The organism is Pseudomonas sp. P4_D7 (genome assembly GCF_056401755.1).
The window spans coordinates 138084-153519 of record NZ_JBFUIR010000008.1 but is presented as its reverse complement, the minus strand read 5'-3'; the positions used below and the strand labels follow the sequence as shown (position 1 = coordinate 153519).

Sequence of the window (15436 nt, the reverse complement as noted above, 5' to 3'; positions counted from 1 at the left end):
CCCGTAGTTGACCAAAAACACTTGGCCGGATTGACCAAAAAGTGGCGGCGATTATAGGCATATTCTGCCGTCGACGCCATGTACCGAAAGTCGTGCAGACCTTAGTCGTGCGCCTGATAGACCGGGTCTGTGGCCTGAAGTTGCCGCAACCTGCCCAGCGGGTCCTGCCGGTAGAAAAGCTGCAACTGCGCATAGACCTGTGGATAAGCCTCGTGCAGCAGATCCGGGGCGCTGAAGAAGTACTCGCTGGTGACCGCAAAGAACTCGGCGGGGTTTTCGGCGGCGTAGGGATCAATGGCGGTTTCGGCGTCAGGATCATGGTCGAGCTGACGGTTGAGGTCGTCGTAAGCCTTTTGCATGACGTCGGCCCAGTCGCTGACACGCATGTCGGCATGCAGCGGCGGCAGGCCATTGGCGTCGCCGTTGAGCATGTCGAGTTTGTGCGCCAGTTCGTGGATCACCAGGTTGTAGCCTTCCCAGCCACCACTGGCCATCACACCCGGCCAGGCAAGAATGATCGGCCCTTGCTGCCAGGCTTCGCCGCTGTGTTCGCCGTCCCACTCATGCTCGACACCGCTGGCGTCACGATGACGTTGCGGGCTGAGGAAATCGTCCGGGTAGAGGACGATTTCATGAAAACCCTGATACCAGTTCAGATCGCCGAGATTGAGCAGCGGCAGCTGCGCCTGGGCGGCGAGCAACAGGCGTTGTTCCTGATGCAGTTCGACGCCGGGCAGGGTGCTCAGGTGTTTGTCTGCAAGGAACAGCACGCTGGCTTCGCGCAGCCACTGGTCTTCGGCTGCGCTGATGCCGTCAAGGAAGCTCAGGTGATGGCGCACCCGTTGCCACATGTCGTCGGCAATCGGGTGCTTTGCCAGAGTGCGCCGGCGACGCCAGGCGCTCAGCGACCACATCGGCTTAGTGCGATTGGGCTTTGGTGCCGCCGAAGCGGCTGCGAACCACACCGATAATCATCGGTACCAGCGACAGTAGAATGATGCCGACGACCAGCAACGACAGGTTTTTCTTGATGAACGGCACGTTGCCGAAGAAGTAGCCCAATGTCACCAGACCGCCAACCCACAACACCGTACCGAACACGCTGAAACCGAAAAAACGCGGGTAGGGCATCTTCGCTACACCAGCGACGAAGGGTGCAAAGGTGCGGATGATCGGCAGAAAACGCGCCAGGGTCACGGTTTTGCCACCGTGCTTGTCGTAGAAGTCGTGAGTTTGTTGCAGGTAATCGCGACGGAATATTTTCGAGTTCGGGTTGCTGAACAACTTCTCGCCCGCCGTTCGTCCGATCACGTAGTTGGTACTGTCGCCCAGTATGGCCGCGAGCATCAGCAGGCCGCCCAGCAGCACCGGATCCATGCCACCGCCAGCGGCCACGGCACCGGCAATGAACAGCAACGAATCACCCGGCAGGAATGGCATCACCACCAGACCTGTTTCACAGAAAATCACCAGAAACAGGATGGCGTAGATCCATGGCCCATAGTTGTTCACCAGCAAATCGAGGTACACATCGAGATGCAGGATAAGGTCGAGCGGGTTGAAATCCATGGGGGCACCTGTATGACGGCCCGACTCTGCAGGCCTGTGCGGATGATTCGGGTGTAAGCCTACAGCGGGGTGTAGTTTTTCTTACAAGCCGGAAAGCTCGGGATTATACGGTCTGAAAGATGAAAAGCGCGTTGGTTTTGTCGCGGGGGATGTCGGGGTGTGAACAATTGTCAGGATGTATTTAACGTGGCTGAGGGAGCAGGCTCCCTCATCACAGGCTGCACGCGCGGTCAAAGCTCTTCGCTGATCGGCAACACGTAGTTCTTGAACTCGGTGTCTTCCTTGAACCCGATGGACTCGTAGGTTTTCTGCGCGACTTCATTGTTGCTGCTGGTGGAGACACGCATGCGCACGGCTTGGGTTTCCTTGGCCATTTTCTTCGCAGTGCGGATCAGGTTGTCAGCGACCAGTTGCCGGCGCGCGTCTTCGGCGACATAGATGTCGTTGAGGATCCACACGCGTTTGAGCGACAACGAGGAGAAGCTCGGATAGAGCTGACAAAAGCCCATCAGCTTCTTGTCGTCATCGTCGGCCAGGGCCAGGTAGATCACCGATTCCTTGCGGCGCAGACGCTTTTCAAGGAACGCACGGGAGGAATCCGGGTAAGGCAGTGAACCGTAGAACTCGCGATATTTGACGAACAACGGAGTCAACAAATCCAGATGTTCGAGGGTCGCTTGAATAATCCGCATGATAGGTCTCGTCTTCAAGTGGCTGTCTTCAACTGCTCTGACGGCGATGGGAAACCCGTGCGGCCGTGCATCGATCCTGCCTGAAACCGGCGCAGAAACGCAATGCGGAAACGGTTCAGGTTGTGGGCGGATCGAGTAGGAAATTACCTTTCATGTCTACACCGGCGTCCGATTCCAGCGTCTGAACCTGTGCTTCGTCCTTCAGGTTGACCCCTGACAGCTGCCGCCGACAGGCTTCGCGCATCAAATAGAGCAAGCGATGCGCCGCCATGCCGTAGCTCAAGCCTTCGAGCCGCACATTGGAGATGCAGTTGCGGTAGGCGTCGGTCAGGCCGATTTTTGGATTGTAGGTGAAATATAAACCGAGACTGTCCGGTGAGCTGAGGCCCGGGCGCTCGCCAATCAGCATCACCAGCATTTTTGCACCGAGCAATTGGCCGATTTCATCACCGACGGCAACGCGACCCTGTTCCATCAGGATAACGGGCGCCATCGACCAGCCGTCAGCGCTCATTTGCTCCTCCAGTCGGGTCAGAAACGGCAGGGTATGCCGATGAACCGCCAGTGCCGACAGGCCGTCGGCCACGACAATCGCCAGATCGACACCACCCGGATGCGCCGCAGCGTATTCACGCAAGGCCTGCGCCGATTCATCGCTGAGCTTGCGCCCCAGATCCGGGCGTTGCAGATAACTGTTTCGATCCGTAGCGGCGCTGTGCAGCAGCAGGCTTTCGCGTCCGCGTTCAGTCAATTGCGCACTGAGTCCGGCATGATCAAATGGCAGATGCACGGCATCGCGTGCCTGCGCGTGGGCAAACTGAAAATCCAGTTGCGCGCTGGTCGGCAGACTGGTGCCGGTACGGCCGAGGGCGATCCGTGCCGGGGTCAGGCGGCGCAGTTCCAGCCAAGGGTTTTGCGGGTCGACGGGCGGTTTTTCCATGTGACTCATCCCAGTTGCGCCAGCGCCTGGCGGAAGGCCGGCGGCAAGTTGTTACCGAAGCGAACCTTGCCGTCCGCTTGGGTGAAGATGCCCATGTTCGCCAGCCACTGCTCAAACTCCGGCGCCGGTTTCAGGCCCAAGGTCTGGCGGGCGTAGAGGGCGTCGTGGAACGAGGTGGTCTGGTAGTTGAGCATGATGTCGTCGGAGCCGGGGATGCCCATGATGAAGTTGATCCCGGCGACACCCAAGAGGGTCAGCAGGGTGTCCATGTCGTCCTGATCGGCTTCGGCGTGGTTGGTGTAGCAGATGTCGCAGCCCATCGGCACGCCGAGCAACTTGCCGCAGAAATGATCTTCGAGGCCGGCGCGGATGATCTGTTTGCCGTTGTACAGGTACTCCGGGCCGATAAATCCTACGACGGTGTTCACCAGAAACGGCTTGAAATGTCGCGCCACGGCGTAGGCCCGGGTTTCGCAGGTCTGTTGGTCGACACCGTGGTGGGCGTTGGCCGACAGGGCGCTGCCCTGACCGGTTTCGAAATACATCAGGTTCTGTCCGAGCGTGCCGCGATTCAGGCTCAGGCCGGCGTCGTAGCCTTCCTGCAACACGTTCAAGTTGATGCCGAAACTGGCGTTAGCCGCTTCGGTACCGGCAATCGACTGGAACACCAGATCCAGCGGCACGCCACGGTTGATCGCCTCGATGGAGGTTGTGACGTGGGTCAGCACGCAGGCCTGAGTCGGAATGTCGTAGCGCTGGATGATCGCGTCGAGCATTTCCAGCATCGCGCAGATCGAGGCGATGCTGTCGGTGGCCGGGTTGATGCCGATCATCGCGTCGCCGTTGCCGTAGAGCAGACCGTCGAGAATGCTCGCGGCGATGCCGGACGGTTCGTCGGTCGGATGATTGGGTTGCAGGCGCGTCGACAAACGTCCGCGCAGTCCGAGGGTGCCGCGAAATTTGGTCACGACACGAATCTTTTGCGCCACCAGCACCAGATCCTGCACGCGCATGATCTTCGACACGGCGGCGACCATTTCCGGGGTCAGCCCGGGGGCGAGGTTGCGCAGGCTGGTTTCATCGGCGGCGTCGCTGAGCAGCCAGTCACGGAAACCACCGACGGTGAGGTGGCTGACCACCGCGAAGGCCTGCTTGTCGTGGGTGTCGATGATCAGTCGGGTGACTTCATCGGACTCGTAGGGGATCAGCGCTTCCTGCAGGAAATGTGTGAGCGGGATGTCGGCCAGGGCCATTTGTGCGGCTACGCGCTCGCCGTCGTTGAGCGCGGCGACGCCGGCAAGAAAGTCCCCGGAACGCGTCGGGCTAGCCTTGGCCATGACGTCCTTGAGACTGTCGAAGCGATAGGTCTGGGCGCCGACGGAATGGGCGAATGCGGCCATGGGGCGGTGTCCTCCTGATTCTGTGGATAACTCAGTCCCCTGTGGGAGCGAGCTTGCTCGCGAAAGCGGACCGACATTCAAAACAATTGTCGACTGATACTCCGCTTTCGCGAGCAGGCTCGCTCCCACATTGGATTTTCATGCACTTCTATATAGCGGGCACCGGGCGAAAGGCCCGGTGCCGGTGCAACTAGATACCTTCGAGCATAGCGTCTGCCGGCGCTTCGGAGCGCTGCTTGGCGGTCAGCTGGAAATACAGGTAACCGGCAGCCATGAAACCGAGGAACACACAACCGATCAGCGTGTTGAACCACGCCATCGCCACCAGGCACACGACCGCCAGAAACAGCGCAATCGCCGGTACCACTGGATAGCCCGGGGCGCGGAAGGTGCGCTCCAGATTCGGTTCGGTCTTACGCAGTCTGAACAGGCTGAGCATGCTGATGATGTACATCACGATCGCCCCGAATACCGACATGGTGATCATCGCCGCCGTCAGGGTCATGCCTTGCAGATTGACCAGGCCGTCGCTGTAAATCGCCGCGATGCCGATCACGCCACCAGCCAGAATCGCCCGATGCGGCGTCTGGAAGCGCGACAGCTTGGCCAGACCTTTGGGAAGATAACCGGCACGGGCGAGGGCGAAGAACTGCCGCGAGTAGCCGAGGATGATCCCGTGGAAACTCGCCACCAGCCCGAACAGACCGATCCACACCAGCATGTGCATCCACGACGAGTTATTACCGACCACGGCTTTCATCGCTTGCGGCAGCGGATCGTTGATGTTCGACAGTTGGCGCCAGTCGCCGACACCGCCAGCCATGACCATCACACCGATGGCGAGGAACACCAGGGTCAGAATGCCGCTGACATAGGCCTTGGGAATCGTGCGTTTCGGGTCTTTCGCCTCTTCGGCCGCCATGGCTGCACCTTCGATGGCGAGGAAGAACCAGATCGCAAAGGGTATCGCCGCAAAGATCCCCGGAATCGAGCCCAAGGTGAATTCGTTGGCGCCCGACCAGCCATTGAGCACGAAATTGCTGAAGCTGAAGCCTGGTGCGACTACGCCCATGAACACCAGCAATTCGGCGACGGCGAGCACGGTGACCACCAGTTCGAAAGTCGCAGCGATGCTGACACCAAGGATGTTCAGGGTCATGAAGACGAAATACGCGCCGACGGCGGCGATCTTCGGATCAAGTTCCGGATATTGCACATTCAGGTAAGCGCCGATGGCCATGGCAATCGCCGGTGGCGCGAAGACGAACTCGATCAGCGTGGCGATGCCTGCGATCAATCCGCCTTTTTCGCCGAACGCCCGACGGCTGTAGGCAAACGGCCCCCCGGCGTGTGGGATGGCGGTGGTCAATTCGGTAAAGCTGAAGATGAAGCAGGTGTACATGGTCGCGACCATCAGCGCCGTGACCAGAAATCCGAGGGTGCCCGCGGTGCCCCAGCCGTAACTCCAGCCGAAGTATTCGCCGGAAATCACCAGGCCGACGGCAATGCCCCACAGATGCAGGGTGCCGAGTGTGGGTTTGAGCTGTGTGGTGGAAGTCATAAGTCCTCTCTGTTTTTTTATTGTTCGATCTGTTGGACTTTCGGGTGCAGTAGTTGGGTGGATGAGTGCTGTTCACGCAGCGGCAGTTTTAGTGCGAAACCTGAATGACGGGTACGCAAGGGCCGTGCCAGAGCGGCCAGGCCTTGTGTTGTGTCATTGAGGACGCCAATCGCGAGCAGGCTCACTCCTACAGGAGGAATACGGTGCAATTGTAGGAGTGAGCCTGCTCGCGATAGCGGTCGATAGGGCAACACTGAAACATCAGTGTTGCCCCGGGTTTTTAGAAGAAGCCCAACGGATTGATGTCGTAGCTCACCAGCAGGTTTTTCGTCTGCTGATAGTGATCGAGCATCATCTTGTGGGTTTCACGGCCGACGCCGGACTTCTTGTACCCGCCGAACGCGGCGTGTGCCGGGTACAGGTGGTAGCAGTTGGTCCATACGCGGCCGGCCTTGATCGCCCGGCCCATACGGTAGGCGCGGTTGATGTCGCGAGTCCACAGACCGGCGCCGAGGCCGAACTCGGTGTCGTTGGCGATCGCCAGAGCTTCGGCTTCGTCCTTGAACGTGGTGATGCTCACCACCGGGCCGAAGATTTCTTCCTGGAACACGCGCATTTTATTGGTGCCCTTGAGCAGGGTCGGCTGGATGTAATAGCCGGTCGACAGATTGCCTTCGAGTTTTTCCACCTTGCCGCCAGTCAGCAACTCGGCGCCTTCGCCCTTGGCGATTTCAAGGTACGAAAGGATTTTGTCGAATTGCTGCTCGGACGCCTGCGCGCCGACCATGGTGTCGGTGTCCAGCGGATCACCGCGTTTGATTTGCAGGACTTTCTTCATCACGACAGCCATGAACTCGTCGTAGATCGATTCCTGTACCAGCGCGCGCGATGGGCAGGTGCAGACCTCGCCCTGGTTGAAGAACGCCAGCACCAGACCTTCAGCGGCTTTCTCAATGAAGGTCGGCTCGGCCTGCATGATGTCTTCGAAGAAGATGTTCGGCGACTTGCCGCCCAGTTCCACGGTCGACGGAATGATGTTTTCGGCGGCGCACTTCATGATGTGCGAGCCGACCGGGGTCGAGCCGGTGAAGGCGATCTTGGCGATGCGTTTGCTGGTGGCCAGCGCTTCGCCGGCTTCTTTGCCATAGCCTTGAACAATGTTCAGCACGCCCGGCGGCAGCAGATCACCGATCAGTTCCAGCAACACGGTAATGCCCAGCGGGGTTTGCTCGGCCGGTTTGAGCACCACGCAGTTGCCGGCGGCCAACGCTGGCGCGAGTTTCCACGCGGCCATCAGGATCGGGAAGTTCCACGGGATGATCTGGCCGACCACGCCCAGCGGTTCGTGAATGTGATAGGCCACGGTGTTGCCGTCGATTTCGGCAGCGCTGCCTTCCTGGGCGCGCAGGCAGCCAGCGAAGTAGCGGAAATGGTCAGCGGCCAGCGGGATGTCGGCGTTGAGGGTTTCGCGAATGGCTTTGCCGTTGTCCCAGGTTTCGGTGATCGCCAGCAGTTCGAGATTCTGTTCGATGCGGTCGGCGATTTTCAGCAGGATCAGCGAGCGCGCCTGCACGGAGGTCGCGCCCCATGCGTCGGCAGCGGCGTGGGCGGCGTCCAGTGCCTTGTCGATGTCTTCGGCAGTGGAACGGGGAAATTCGGCAATCGGTTGGCCATTCACTGGCGAGGTATTAGTGAAGTACTGACCTTTGACAGGCGCGACAAACTCGCCGCCGATGTAGTTACCGTACTTGGCTTTGAACGAGACTTTGGCGCCTTCAGTACCGGGGTGAGCGTAACGCATGATGATGTTCTCCTTGGCTTTGTACTTATTAGAGAAACGCGCAAGTGCGCTTGCTATAAGCGTAGAGCAAAGGTCGGGCCACTGCCGTGCAGGGCAGGTAAATCAAGGGGTTGGCAGGTTTTTGTCGGACGGGTGGATGGCACCTGTGACAGTTTCGGTACTGAGGGGGTGACAGTTTGTGCCGCTTTTGGCACAGCCAGTGACTGGACAGTCTTGCCAGCATTGCAATGCGTCGATGGCTGGAGGATGCTGGGCATCACCTCAGCATTGGCCGTCGAGCCTCGGGGAGAACAATAAGAAATGCACGACAATCATTTGAGTCGCCATGCCCAACAGGTTCTCACCGTGACCCAGGGCAAACCGCACCTGCACGGGCCCGGCGCCGATCCGTCGATTGCCCGTTCATGGCTGCGCTGTCTTGAGGACTATCATCTCGACCCGGCGCTGAGCATGGCGCCGACCGTGCTTGAACACGGGCGCGTACTGGAAAGCCGCGAACGCCTGCAACAAGTGCTGCAGATCGCCGGCAATGAAATGAGCAGCCTGCATCAACAACTCTCCGGCGCTGGCCACGCGGTGCTGCTGACCGACGCGCGCGGGGTGATCCTCAACTGCGTCACCGCGCCGGCCGAACGCAAGATCTTCGAACGCGCCGGGCTCTGGCTTGGTGCTGACTGGAGCGAGGCCTGCGAAGGCACCAACGGCATCGGCACCTGCCTGGTCGAGCGTCAGGCCCTGACCATCCATCAGGACGAACACTTCCGCGGCCGTCACACCGGCCTGACCTGTTCGGCGAGCCCGGTGTTCGACCCGCACGGTGAATTGTTGGCGGTGCTCGACGTGTCTTCGGCGCGTCACGATGTCTCGCGGCAGAGCCAGTTTCACACCATGGCGCTGGTCAACCTCTCGGCGAAGATGATCGAGAGTTGCTACTTCCTGCGCTGTTTCGATAACCAATGGTTGTTGCGTTTTCATTTGCAGGCCGAATCGGTCGGGCTGTTCAGCGAAGGCTTGTTGGCGTTTGACGGCGAAGGGCGGGTCAGTGCGGTCAATCAGAGTGCGCTGAACTTGCTCGGGCATATTCGCGGCGGCTTGCTGGGTAAACCGGTCGAGGCGTTTTTCGATTGTTCACTGGATGAATTGCTGGGCCGCGCGAGTGCCAATGCCAGTGCCAGTTGGCCACTGCGCACCCGTGACGGGCGACATTTGTTTGCTGTGTTGCGCGGGGAATCGCGCAAACCTGTACCGATGCTATCGACGCCGGTGGTGGCTGAGGCACCGCGCTTGTCGGGTATCTGTCTCGGTGATGAGGCATTGCAGGCTGACTTCCGAAAAGCCTTGCGCGTCTTCGAGCGCGACGTACCTCTGTTGATCAACGGCGAAACCGGCTCCGGCAAAGAAGCCTTCGCCAAGGCCGTGCATCAGGCCAGTCAACGCTCGAGCAAAGCTTTTGTTGCCCTTAATTGTGCGGCCATCCCCGAGAGCCTGATCGAGAGCGAACTGTTCGGCTATCGCGGCGGCAGCTTCACCGGTGCGCGCAAGGACGGCATGCGTGGCAAGTTGCAACAGGCTGATGGCGGCACGTTGTTCCTCGATGAAATCGGCGATATGCCACTGGCCTTGCAGACTCGGCTGTTGCGGGTGCTTGAGGATCGGCAGGTGGTACCGATTGGCGGCGAGCCGGAAGCGGTCAACGTGCGGATCATCAGCGCCACCCACCGCCATCTGCTGGATCGGGTTGCGGACGGCAGCTTCCGCGAGGATTTGTATTATCGGCTGAACGGCCTGGAAGTGGCGTTGCCGGCTTTGCGCGAGCGCAGTGATAAATCGCAGTTGCTGGATTTTCTGCTGGCTGAAGAGGCGGGCGCTGAAGTGATCCTGATCGAAGAGCCGGCGCGACAGGCTTTGCTGGCCTTCAAGTGGCCGGGGAATGTGCGGCAGTTGCGCAATGTGCTGCGTACGCTGGCGGCGTTGTGTGATGAAGGGCGGATCGGTGTTGAGGATTTACCGGTGATGATTCGGCAGGGGAGTCCGGCAGTATTAGCGGTTAAGGAGTCCGATCATCCGCTGGAAGACGCCGAACGGTTGGCTCTGCTCAATACGCTGGAGCAAACCCGCTGGCACATGACCCAAACGGCTCAGCAACTGGGTGTCAGCCGCAACACTCTTTACAGGAAGCTACGTAAGCATGGGATTGAGCGGCGGGTCAGTTAGTAAGGCCCTCACCCTAGCCCTCTCCCGGAGGGAGAGGGGACTGACCGAGTCGGTCTAATGATCTACGCCGACCTGAAATATTGAGCCGAACTCAGGATTTGAAAGCCACCGAGATCGGCTCCCTCGCCCGGCGAAAAGTGGACTGGCCGAGTCCAGATCTACTGATCTACGCCGACCTGAAATATCGAACCTAACTCAGGATTTGAAAACGACGCAGATCGGCTCCCTCTCCCTCTGGGAGAGGGCTGGGGTGAGGGCGGCAGTCTGCAGTCGAGTCGAGATGTTACGGCCCATCCACCCCGCCCCTCACCTAAAGAGTGCGATTTCCCCCTCCCTACGCTAACCTGCGGCCATGTTTTACGAGGTCGACTATGCACATTCATATTCTGGGTATCTGCGGGACTTTCATGGGCTCGATGGCAGTCTTGGCCAAAGAGCTGGGCCATCACGTGACCGGTTCCGACGCCAACGTCTATCCGCCGATGAGCACGCAGCTGGAAGCCCAGGGCATTCAACTGACGCAGGGCTACGATCCAGCGCAACTTGATCCGGCACCGGATCTGGTGGTAATCGGCAACGCCATGTCCCGCGGCAATCCGGCGGTGGAATATGTCCTGAACAAAGGCCTGCCTTACGTGTCCGGCCCGCAATGGCTGGCTGACCATGTACTGCAAGGTCGCTGGGTATTGGCGGTTGCCGGTACGCATGGCAAGACCACCACCAGCAGCATGCTCGCCTGGGTCCTGGAACACGCCGGCATGAGCCCGGGCTTCCTGATCGGTGGCGTGCCGCAGAACTTCTCGGTGTCGGCGCGTTTAGGCGGTACGCCGTTCTTTGTGATCGAGGCCGACGAGTACGACAGCGCCTTCTTCGACAAGCGCTCGAAATTCGTCCACTACCGTCCGCGCACAGCGATCCTCAATAACCTTGAGTTCGATCACGCTGACATCTTCCCGGATCTGCCAGCGATCGAGCGGCAATTCCACCACTTGGTGCGGACCATCCCGAGCGAAGGCCTGGTCATCCATCCGACCACCGAGCCGGCCTTGCAACGGGTGATCGAAATGGGCTGCTGGACCCCGGTGCAGACCACCGGTGCCGGCGGCCAATGGCAGGTCAAACTGCTCAGCGAAGACGGTTCGGCGTTTGAAGTGATGTTCGAAGGCGTGTCGCAAGGCACCGTCGAATGGGAGCTGACCGGTCAGCACAACGTCGCCAACGCCTTGGCTGCTTTGGCGGCTGCGCGTCATGTGGGCGTGGTGCCGTCGATGGGCATCGCTGGCCTGAGCGCGTTCAAGAACGTCAAACGCCGCATGGAGAAGGTCGCTGAAGTACGCGGCATTACCATCTATGACGACTTCGCCCACCACCCGACTGCCATTGCCACCACCCTCGACGGCCTGCGCAAACGCATCGGCGACGCGCCTCTTATCGCGATCATCGAACCGCGCTCCAACTCGATGAAACTCGGCGCGCACCGTGATGGTTTGCCGGACAGCGTGGTCGATGCCGATCAGGTGATCTGGTACGCCCCGGCCAACCTAGGCTGGGACCTGGCCGGCACCGCCGCGTTGTGCACCGTGCCGTCGATCGTCAGCGACTCGCTGGAAGGCATCATCGAGCGCGTGAAGAGCCAGGCGCAGCCGGGCACGCATGTGGTGATCATGAGTAACGGCGGCTTCGGCGGCCTGCACGGCAAACTCGCCGAGGCGCTGCAATGAACACTCATTTTGAGAGCAATGGCCCCGAACGCATCACGCTGGCGATGACCGGCGCGTCTGGCGCGCAATACGGCTTGCGCCTGCTCGATTGCCTGGTGCGGGAAGATCGCGAGGTGCACTTCCTGATCTCCAAGGCTGCGCAACTGGTGATGGCCACCGAGACCGATGTGACGCTGCCGCCCAAGCCGCAAATGATGCAGGCCTTCCTGACCGAATACACCGGGGCTGCCGCCGGGCAGATCCGCGTGTACGGCAAGGAAGACTGGATGTCGCCGGTGGCTTCGGGCTCTGGCGCGCCGGCGGCGATGGTCGTGGTGCCGTGCTCCACGGGCACGCTATCGGCAATTGCCACGGGCGCTTGCAACAACCTGATCGAGCGTGCGGCTGATGTCACTTTGAAAGAGCGTCGCCAATTGATTCTGGTGCCGCGCGAAGCGCCCTATTCGAGTATTCATCTGGAGCACATGCTCAAGCTGTCGAACATGGGTGTGACAATTCTGCCGGCCTCACCGGGTTTCTATCATCAGCCGCAGACCATCGATGACCTGATCGATTTCGTTGTTGCGCGGATTCTCAATCTGCTCGGCATTCCCCAGGACATGCTGCCACGTTGGGGTGAGCATCATCTGAGCAGCGATGAATAAGCTGCTGGCGATTTTGCTGGCGCTGCAACTGACCGGTTGCGCCACTGCGCGCACTCTCGACGCCGCCAAACCGGGCGCGCCGGTGGTGTATTCCGGGACGCGGCTGGACTTGTATGCATTGAATGGCGGGTGTTGCGCGATGGATCGGTTCGGGGCTGAAGCGCCGAGCTATCCGGGGGTGGATCTGCCGGCGAGTGCATTACTCGATACGTTGTTGCTGCCGTTGTCACTGCTCACGGTGATTGGCGTGAGTTTTCAGGCAACGGGCGGCTTGTAGTTAGACAGATCGTTCCCACGCTCTGCGTGGTAACGCCTCCGGTGACGCTCTGCGTCACGCTTTGGGACGCAGAGCGTCCGTGGCTGCGTTCCCACGCAGAGCGTGGGAACGATCATGCGGCGGAAGATTATTTGCCCAGCTTGCGCAGCTCATCCGACTCGATCACCCGCACCCCATCCTGCTCTTCCAGCGCCAACCGCCACATCGCCCGCGCCAATTGGCACGCTTCGATGCCCCGGTATTTACCCGGAATCAGCTTTGACAACGGCGCGGCCAGTTGCTCGGCCAGACGTGGTTCGGTCCGTTCACCCAACAACAGCGAAGGCCGGCAAATGGTCAATTGCGGCCAGTCCTGCGCACGCAAGGCCTGCTCCATTTCGCCTTTGACCCGATTGTAGAAAACCGACGATTTCGGATCCGCGCCAATTGCGCTGATCACGATCAGATGCCGCGCGCCCATCTCCCGCGCGCGTTTGGCGAACGCCACCACCATGTCCAGATCCACCGCGCGAAACGCTGCTTCAGAGCCGGCCTGTTTGATGGTGGTGCCGAGGCAGCAATAGGCGATGTCGACGCGGCCACTGAGTTGCGGCAGAAACACCTGCGGATCGCCCACCGGGTTTTCAAGATGCGGATGTTCGGCCAAGGGGCGACGGGAAGGGGCGAGCACGCGAGAAATCGTCGGCTCGTTGAGCAAACGGTCGAGTAGATGTTCACCGGTCAAACCGGTGGCTCCGGCAAGCAATACGTGCTGAGGCGTCAAGTACATAGTGTCTCTCCCTTGATACTGTTCAGCTTAGTTGCTCTTTGTCGCTCCGTCGTTCAATGCAGCACTCTGCAATGCTTTTCTGGCTTGCTGTTTGCGCAGCAGTTGCCAGTGCGACAGCACGGTTTTCGGCGCCCAGATCTGCGGCTCCGACGCTTCGAAATTATCCGCCAGTTCACGCTCGGCGACGGTGGCCTTGGCCAGTTTGAAGGCTTGCTCCAGATCATCGGTCTGGTTCAGCGCCTGGGCGAACAGTGCATCGCCGAAGTAGGTGAAGTTGGCTTCTTCCGAGCAGCCGAAGGACACCCGATCCGCGCGCGAGGCGGTCATGATCAGCGTGCGTTCGTCTTTCAGCGCCGGGATAAAGCCGCCGGAGTAGCACGACGAAATCACGATGATCTTGTCGCGATTTTTCAGCGGCGCCAGTACAGCGGCGAGTTCATCGGCGGGCAGGTCGGCCAGTTCCATGCGCGGCTGGTCGAGCACCAACTCATGCTCGGCGGTGCCGTGGCTGGTCAGGTAGATGAACAGCAGATCTTCCGGGCCGCTGCGTTCGGCCAGCGTTTGCGCGGCACGACGCAGGTTCTCGCGGGTGGCCATCGGCCGGTCGCCGAGGTGGTCACGGTGGTTGACCAGACGGACCTGGCCATAAGCGCCAAAGCGCGTGTTGAGCATGTTGGCGACGTAGTCGGATTCGCGCAGGAATACGCTTTGTTTGCCGTCGCCGCCGAGGGTCAACGTGTACAACTCGACCGCCGGGGTCGACGCGGGAATGGCGGCCAACGCGTCATCAAGCAGGCGGCCCTGAGCGAGCAAGCCGAGTTCGAGCGTATCGGGCAATAACTTGCCGTCGGCGTCGCGCACGCGCTGGCCATTGACCCAGGTGCCGCTCATCACACTGCCATCGGTGAGCACCAGGGTGCCGCGTCCGGAGTAACTGTCGTTGTCGAAGCCGCCGATGTAAAAGCTGCCATCGGACAGGTTCAAGCGGCCCTGACCGCTGAAGCGCCAGTCGCTGAACGTGCCGATGTAATGGCTACCGTCGGCGCCGATCAGTTCGCCCTTGCCGGTCAGCGCGCCTTCCTTGAACTGGCCGAGCCAGACATCGCCGTCGGCGTTTTCGTAGCGACCTTTGCCGTGCAGTTGATTGTTCTTGAAGCCGCCGACGTAGATATCGCCGTCCGCGCTGTTGAAGGTGCCTTTGCCTTCCAGCTGACCGTTGACGAAATGCCCGCTGAACGAGTTACCGCTGGCATCGCCGCGCTGGCCCTCGCCGTTGGGCTTGCCGTGGGCGAACTGGCCTTGATAGGAGCTGCCGTCGTCCATTTCCAGACGGCCGAGCCCGGAATATTGATCGGCCTTGAACTCGCCACGGTAGGTCATGGCGTTTTCTTTCAGGGTGCCTTCGCCTTCGCGGCGTCCCTGTTTGAAGCCGCCGGTGTAACTACTGGCGTTGGTGGTCAGGCTGCCTTGGCCGTCGAACAGGCCTTGCTGAAACTGTCCGCGATAGACCTCGCCGTTGCTGCCATGCCATTCGCCCTGACCATGCCACTGACCCTTATCGAACTGCCCGGCATACCAGCTGCCGTTGGGGTAGTCGACGCGGCCCTGACCTTGCAGCAAGCCATCGACCAGTTCACCACGATAGCGTCCACCGTCGGGCAGGCGCGCATCCGGGGGCAGCAGCGATTCGCCGTCGCCGCACGCGGTGAGCATCAGGGTCAAGGCAAGGGGTGCAAGACGAGCGAGTGAGCGCATAGCGGGATCCGGGCAATTAGGCGACCGAGTATGCCGCAGCTATGTGACCTAATGCAGCCGGTAAAAACAGTGTTGACGCGAAACAGCGTGCGC

The 15436-nt window shown here is 60.3% G+C and carries 13 protein-coding genes; 4 read left to right on the top strand and 9 right to left on the bottom strand.

The window, feature by feature from the left end; all coding sequences use genetic code 11:
• Positions 1–101: 101 nt before the first annotated feature.
• The 7 genes from AC1DVF_RS08400 to exaC all read right to left on the bottom strand — a co-directional run bounded on the left by AC1DVF_RS08400 (position 102) and on the right by exaC (position 7963).
• On the bottom strand, positions 102–914 hold the full coding sequence (locus tag AC1DVF_RS08400; protein ID WP_320336268.1) for a M90 family metallopeptidase: 813 nt from the start codon (positions 912–914) through the stop codon (positions 102–104).
• Between the two features lie 4 nt (positions 915–918).
• On the bottom strand, positions 919–1569 hold the full coding sequence (locus tag AC1DVF_RS08395) for a DedA family protein (protein ID WP_064118832.1): 651 nt from the start codon (positions 1567–1569) through the stop codon (positions 919–921).
• A gap of 230 nt (positions 1570–1799) precedes the next feature.
• Positions 1800–2261, bottom strand: coding sequence for a GNAT family N-acetyltransferase (locus tag AC1DVF_RS08390; RefSeq protein WP_007910890.1), 462 nt, complete (start codon positions 2259–2261; stop codon positions 1800–1802).
• Between the two features lie 115 nt (positions 2262–2376).
• Complete coding sequence (gene eutC / locus AC1DVF_RS08385; RefSeq protein WP_371914441.1) at positions 2377–3210, bottom strand: ethanolamine ammonia-lyase subunit EutC; 834 nt, start codon at positions 3208–3210, stop codon at positions 2377–2379.
• Positions 3207–4601: an ethanolamine ammonia-lyase subunit EutB gene (locus AC1DVF_RS08380; protein WP_477782307.1), complete on the bottom strand. Its 1395-nt coding sequence runs from the start codon at positions 4599–4601 to the stop codon at positions 3207–3209. Before AC1DVF_RS08380 ends, eutC begins: the two co-directional genes overlap by 4 nt.
• A gap of 190 nt (positions 4602–4791) precedes the next feature.
• Positions 4792–6162 carry an ethanolamine permease gene (gene eat / locus AC1DVF_RS08375; protein ID WP_194934917.1) on the bottom strand — a complete coding sequence of 457 codons (1371 nt, stop codon included), beginning with the start codon at positions 6160–6162 and terminating at the stop codon, positions 4792–4794.
• A gap of 280 nt (positions 6163–6442) precedes the next feature.
• A complete protein-coding gene (exaC, locus tag AC1DVF_RS08370; RefSeq protein WP_016984137.1) occupies positions 6443–7963 on the bottom strand; it encodes an acetaldehyde dehydrogenase ExaC in 1521 nt (506 codons plus the stop codon).
• Positions 7964–8263: 300 nt separating this feature from the next.
• On the opposite strand from exaC, the gene AC1DVF_RS08365 reads away from it, so the two are divergent.
• From AC1DVF_RS08365 to AC1DVF_RS08350, 4 genes are all read left to right on the top strand, one after another.
• Positions 8264–10177, top strand: a complete 1914-nt coding sequence (locus tag AC1DVF_RS08365; protein WP_477782306.1) for a sigma-54-dependent Fis family transcriptional regulator — start codon at positions 8264–8266, stop codon at positions 10175–10177.
• Positions 10178–10548: 371 nt separating this feature from the next.
• Positions 10549–11898 carry a UDP-N-acetylmuramate:L-alanyl-gamma-D-glutamyl-meso-diaminopimelate ligase gene (mpl, locus tag AC1DVF_RS08360; RefSeq protein ID WP_007909560.1) on the top strand — a complete coding sequence of 450 codons (1350 nt, stop codon included), beginning with the start codon at positions 10549–10551 and terminating at the stop codon, positions 11896–11898.
• Positions 11895–12542: a flavin prenyltransferase UbiX gene (gene ubiX, locus AC1DVF_RS08355; protein WP_477782305.1), complete on the top strand. Its 648-nt coding sequence runs from the start codon at positions 11895–11897 to the stop codon at positions 12540–12542. The genes mpl and ubiX overlap by 4 nt, the downstream gene beginning before the upstream one ends.
• Positions 12535–12819 (top strand): YceK/YidQ family lipoprotein, encoded by a 285-nt coding sequence (locus AC1DVF_RS08350; protein WP_007909569.1) that lies wholly within the window; start codon positions 12535–12537, stop codon positions 12817–12819. The genes ubiX and AC1DVF_RS08350 overlap by 8 nt, the downstream gene beginning before the upstream one ends.
• 127 nt (positions 12820–12946) lie before the next feature.
• Here the strand turns inward: AC1DVF_RS08350 and AC1DVF_RS08345 are convergent, their stop codons facing one another.
• Together AC1DVF_RS08345 and AC1DVF_RS08340 are read right to left on the bottom strand one after the other, a co-directional pair.
• A complete protein-coding gene (locus AC1DVF_RS08345) occupies positions 12947–13588 on the bottom strand; it encodes an oxidoreductase (protein ID WP_093434538.1) in 642 nt (213 codons plus the stop codon).
• Between the two features lie 27 nt (positions 13589–13615).
• Positions 13616–15343: a C13 family peptidase gene (locus tag AC1DVF_RS08340; RefSeq protein ID WP_099757277.1), complete on the bottom strand. Its 1728-nt coding sequence runs from the start codon at positions 15341–15343 to the stop codon at positions 13616–13618.
• Positions 15344–15436: the final 93 nt, after the last annotated feature.

Bases quoted from the DNA above. Each gene is read 5' to 3' on its own strand.
- AC1DVF_RS08400 (WP_320336268.1), bottom strand. From the start codon at position 914: ATGTGGTCGCTGAGCGCCTGGCGTCGCCGGCGCACTCTGGCAAAGCAC.
- AC1DVF_RS08395 (WP_064118832.1), bottom strand. From the start codon at position 1,569: ATGGATTTCAACCCGCTCGACCTTATCCTGCATCTCGATGTGTACCTC.
- AC1DVF_RS08390 (WP_007910890.1), bottom strand. From the start codon at position 2,261: ATGCGGATTATTCAAGCGACCCTCGAACATCTGGATTTGTTGACTCCG.
- eutC (WP_371914441.1), bottom strand. From the start codon at position 3,210: ATGAGTCACATGGAAAAACCGCCCGTCGACCCGCAAAACCCTTGGCTG.
- AC1DVF_RS08380 (WP_477782307.1), bottom strand. From the start codon at position 4,601: ATGGCCGCATTCGCCCATTCCGTCGGCGCCCAGACCTATCGCTTCGAC.
- eat (WP_194934917.1), bottom strand. From the start codon at position 6,162: ATGACTTCCACCACACAGCTCAAACCCACACTCGGCACCCTGCATCTG.
- exaC (WP_016984137.1), bottom strand. From the start codon at position 7,963: ATGCGTTACGCTCACCCCGGTACTGAAGGCGCCAAAGTCTCGTTCAAA.
- AC1DVF_RS08365 (WP_477782306.1), top strand. From the start codon at position 8,264: ATGCACGACAATCATTTGAGTCGCCATGCCCAACAGGTTCTCACCGTG.
- mpl (WP_007909560.1), top strand. From the start codon at position 10,549: ATGCACATTCATATTCTGGGTATCTGCGGGACTTTCATGGGCTCGATG.
- ubiX (WP_477782305.1), top strand. From the start codon at position 11,895: ATGAACACTCATTTTGAGAGCAATGGCCCCGAACGCATCACGCTGGCG.
- AC1DVF_RS08350 (WP_007909569.1), top strand. From the start codon at position 12,535: ATGAATAAGCTGCTGGCGATTTTGCTGGCGCTGCAACTGACCGGTTGC.
- AC1DVF_RS08345 (WP_093434538.1), bottom strand. From the start codon at position 13,588: ATGTACTTGACGCCTCAGCACGTATTGCTTGCCGGAGCCACCGGTTTG.
- AC1DVF_RS08340 (WP_099757277.1), bottom strand. From the start codon at position 15,343: ATGCGCTCACTCGCTCGTCTTGCACCCCTTGCCTTGACCCTGATGCTC.